The sequence below is a fragment of the Luteococcus sp. genome (genome assembly GCF_043424415.1).
Taxonomy (GTDB): Bacteria; Actinomycetota; Actinomycetes; order Propionibacteriales; family Propionibacteriaceae; genus Luteococcus.
In genome coordinates this window covers 1-3944 of sequence record NZ_JBHWOO010000149.1, presented here as the reverse complement: position 1 = coordinate 3944, position 3944 = coordinate 1, and the positions used below count along the sequence as shown (strand labels likewise).

At 68.7% G+C, this 3944-nt stretch carries 5 protein-coding genes; 3 read left to right on the top strand and 2 right to left on the bottom strand.

Features of this window, described 5'->3' with window-relative positions; genetic code table 11:
* From zwf to pgl, 3 genes are all read left to right on the top strand, one after another.
* The coding region (gene zwf / locus ACHFFZ_RS09240) for a glucose-6-phosphate dehydrogenase (RefSeq protein ID WP_394276345.1) at nt 1-1365 on the top strand (1365 nt) is incomplete at its 5' end.
* Nucleotides 1366-1375: 10 nt separating this feature from the next.
* Nucleotides 1376-2299, top strand: a complete 924-nt coding sequence (locus ACHFFZ_RS09235; protein WP_394276344.1) for a glucose-6-phosphate dehydrogenase assembly protein OpcA — start codon at nt 1376-1378, stop codon at nt 2297-2299.
* Nucleotides 2296-3027: a 6-phosphogluconolactonase gene (pgl, locus tag ACHFFZ_RS09230; protein WP_394276343.1), complete on the top strand. Its 732-nt coding sequence runs from the start codon at nt 2296-2298 to the stop codon at nt 3025-3027. The genes ACHFFZ_RS09235 and pgl overlap by 4 nt, the downstream gene beginning before the upstream one ends.
* A gap of 95 nt (nt 3028-3122) precedes the next feature.
* Here pgl and ACHFFZ_RS09225 read toward each other — a convergent pair whose 3' ends face one another.
* Both ACHFFZ_RS09225 and secG read right to left on the bottom strand, forming a co-directional pair.
* Nucleotides 3123-3479 (bottom strand): RNA polymerase-binding protein RbpA, encoded by a 357-nt coding sequence (locus ACHFFZ_RS09225; protein WP_394276342.1) that lies wholly within the window; start codon nt 3477-3479, stop codon nt 3123-3125.
* Between the two features lie 105 nt (nt 3480-3584).
* Complete coding sequence (secG, locus tag ACHFFZ_RS09220) at nt 3585-3812, bottom strand: preprotein translocase subunit SecG (RefSeq protein ID WP_394276346.1); 228 nt, start codon at nt 3810-3812, stop codon at nt 3585-3587.
* Nucleotides 3813-3944 lie beyond the last annotated feature (132 nt).

The window sequence follows — 3944 nt, the reverse complement described above, 5'->3', positions numbered from 1 at the left end:
GATCTCGCGCTCGTCGGGTTCGCACGTCGCGATTGGGCAGATCAAGACTTCGCGAAGGTCGTCCACGATGCGGTCAAGGAGAATGCCCGCACCCCGTTCAGGGAGGACGTCTGGGAACAACTGCTCGAAGGCATCCGTTTCGTCGCCGGCAGCTTCGACGACGATGACGCGTTCATTCGTCTCCGCGAGTGCATCACGGATCTCGACGAGACGCGCGGCACGGGCGGCAATCACGCCTTCTATCTCTCGATTCCTCCCTCCGGTTTCGAGACCGTGATGTCGCAGTTGAAGAAGCATGGGCTCGCCGAGGAGAAGAACGGCAGCTGGAGCCGGGTCGTGATCGAGAAACCATTCGGGCACGACCTCGAGTCCGCGAAGGATCTCAACAAGGTGGTCTCGTCGCTGTTCGAGCCGCACGAGGTGTTCCGCATCGACCACTATCTCGGCAAGGAGACCGTCCAGAACATCCTGGCCCTGCGCTTCGCCAACCAACTCTTCGAACCGATCTGGAACAACCACTACGTCAGCCACGTGGAGATCACGATGGCCGAGGACATCGGCATCGGCGGGCGCGCCGGCTACTACGACGGCATCGGTGCGGCCCGCGACGTCATCCAGAACCACCTGCTGCAGCTGATGGCGCTCACCGCGATGGAGGAGCCCAACACCTTCGAGGCCGACGAGCTGCGCGCCGAGAAGACCAAGGTGCTGCGCGCCGCCTCCACCCCCGCCGACCTCGCCGCCCACACCGCCCGCGGGCAGTACCTGGGCGGCTGGCAGGGCGGGCAGAAGGTCAAGGGATACCTGGAGGAGGACGGCATCGAACCCACCTCCGGCACCGAGACCTATGCGGCCATCCGGGTCGACGTGGACAACCGCCGCTGGGCGGGCGTCCCCTTCTACCTGCGCACCGCCAAGCGGATGCCGCGACGGGTCACCGAGGTGGCGCTCAACTTCAAGCGCGCACCCCACCTGCCCTTCAACGACACCGACACCGCCGCGATGGGCACCAATGCCCTGGTGATGCGCATCCAGCCCGACGAGGGCGTCACCATGCGCTTCGGCGCGAAGGTGCCCGGCACGGCCATGGAGATCCGCGACGTCACCATGGACTTCGGCTATGGCGGCTCCTTCACCGAGTCCAGCCCCGAGGCCTACGAGAGGCTCATCCTCGATGTGCTGCTCGGCGAGCCCCCACTCTTCCCCCAGCACGAGGAGGTGGAGCTCGGTTGGAAGATCCTCGACCCGGTGCTGGACTTCTGGGCCACGCAGGGCCAGCCCGAGGGCTACCCCGCCGGCACCTGGGGCCCCGCCGGGGCCGACGAGATGCTGGCCCGTGACGGCTTCACCTGGCGACGTCCCTGAAAGGCGCGACATGATCATCGAACTCGAGAAGACCTCCACCTCGCAGATCGCCAAGGCGCTGCAGCAGGCCCACCAGCAGACCGGCACCACCGCCATGGCCTTCACCCTGGTGGTGGTGACCCAGGAGAAGCACGCCAAGCGCGTCACCCAGGCCTGCCTGCAGGCGGGCTCGGAGCATCCTTCCCGCATCCTGCTGGTGGTCACCGACAGCCAGGCCGAGTCGCGGCTGGACGCTGAGATCCGCACCGGTGAGGGGATGCCGGGAGACATCGTCACCCTGCGCATGGGCGGTGAGGTCGGCGAACACGCCGCCTCGGTCGTGCTGCCACTGCTGTTGCCCGACTCCCAGGTGGTGGTCTGGTGGCCCAATGAGTCACCCGAGAACCCCGGCGATGACCCCATCGGGGCCCTGGCCACGCGACGGATCACCGACGCCTCGGGGGCCCGCCACCCGATCGAGGCCGTCGCCATCCGGGCCCGCTACCACGCCCCCGGCGACACCGACCTGACCTGGACCCGCCTGACCCGCTGGCGAGGACTGCTGGCCGCCTCGCTGGACCAGTACCCGGGCCGTGTGCGCGGCGCCACCGTCGAGGCTGCCAAGGACAATGCCCCCGCCGAACTCCTCGCGGCCTGGCTGCAGGCCCGCCTGGGCGTGCAGGTGGAGCGCCGCACCACCAAGGGTCCCGGCATCAGCGCCGTGCGCCTGACCACCGCTGCCGGGGACATCGCGATCACCCGGCCCAGCAAGGGCAGCGTCGCCAGCTACCAGGTGCCGGGCCAGCCCGAGCGGCAGGTGGCGCTGCCGCGGCGGGACGTGAACGAGCTGATCACCGAGGAATTGCGCCGGATGGATGCCGACGCCATCTTCGAGCAGGCCAGCCAGACGCTGCTGGAACGCAACGCCCGGGCCGATGACGAGGACGCCCGATGAGCAGCCAACGCGTCCTGCGTCACGATGACCTGGACCAGCTCGTCGACGAGGTCGCCGAGGCCTGGACCCGGACCGTGCTGCGGTTGCAGGAGACCCAGGAGGTGATCAACATCGGCCTGACCGGTGGGCAGACCGCCAACCGGGTCTACGAACGCTTCGCGCACGTGGCGCCCGGCCGTGGGCTGCGACCGGAGGGCATCCGCCTGTGGTGGAGCGACGAGTGCTTCCTGCCCACCAGCGATCCCCAGCGCAATGCCCTGCAGGCCCTGGCGATCCTGGCCCGCACCCTGCCGATCAGCCGCACCGAGACCCACCCCATGCCGGGCAGCGACGGCCAGGACGACCCGGACGAGGCCGCCTTCGCCTATGCCCGTGACCTGGGCGAGACGGTGCTCGACATCTGCCTGCTCGGCCTGGGGACCGACGGCCACGTCGCCGGCCTCTTCCCCGGCCGGGTGCCCAGCGATGCCAGCAGCTCCCAGGTGGTCGGCATCACCGACGCGCCCGTCGGTTGCCAGGAGCGGATCAGCCTGAGCTATGCGGCCCTGAACCGCAGCGAACGCATCTGGGTGGTGGCCTCCGGCGAGCCCAAGGCCGATGCCCTGGCCCGCACCCTGGCCAAGGATCCCGACAGCCCCGCCTCCCACCTCGACCCGCGCGGAGAGCTGGTCTGGTGGGTCGACGAGGACGCGGCGCTGGCCCTGCCCTCCTACCACTGCGAGCTCTGACCACCGGGGCCCTGCCCCCACGGAAGAGACGAAGGCCCTACCCGAGCGGGTAGGGCCTTCGTCGTGCTGTCGTCTCGGCAGGTGGCGCTGCTGGCTCAGTAGATGACGTCGCCACGGGCGCGACGCTCACGCAGGATCTGCAGTGCCTCGTCGAGGATGGCCTTGGCCTGCTCGTCGGTGCGGCGCTCCTTCACATAGGCCAGGTGCGTCTTGTACGGGGTGATCTTCGGCGGCGGGGGCGGATTCTCGGAGTCCATGTTGGCCGGCAGCCCGCAGCGCGGACAGTCCCACTCCTCCGGGACCTGGGCCTCGGCCGCGAAAGCCGGCCGGGTCTCATGTCCATTGGCGCAGAAGAAGGAGATGTGGACGCGCGGTGCTGCTTCCCCGCGCTCCGCCTCCCCCATGGGTCCTGCTCCGACGCGGCTCCCCCGAATGGCGCTGCCACCAGCCACTGTGCACTCCTCTGTTCATCACGGCTCGATTGACGCCCATGTGGTGCGTCACTGGCGCCCAGGGGCGCCCTTGTCATCCGGTGACGGGCCACATGGCCCGTCGGCTCAGGCGTAGCGGTAGAGCAGCAGCAGGCCGATGATGGTCGCGAACCACAGCAGACCGATGACGATCGTCAAACGGTTGAGGTTGCGCTCGGCCACCGAGGTGCCACCCATCGAGGTGGACATGCCGCCACCGAACAGATCGGACATGCCGCCCGCACTGCCCTTGTGGAGCAGGACGAACAGGGCCAGGATCACGCTCAGCACGATCAGGATGATCGAGAGTGTCATGATGGGCCAGGTCGTCAGCGGTACCAGAATCACAAGGCAGATCGTAACCCACGGCCACTGCATTTCCACATTTGCCGGGGACCTCGCGCGCGGCGCACAGACGCCCGACGGGGCGTCACCGCATGCGGTGAC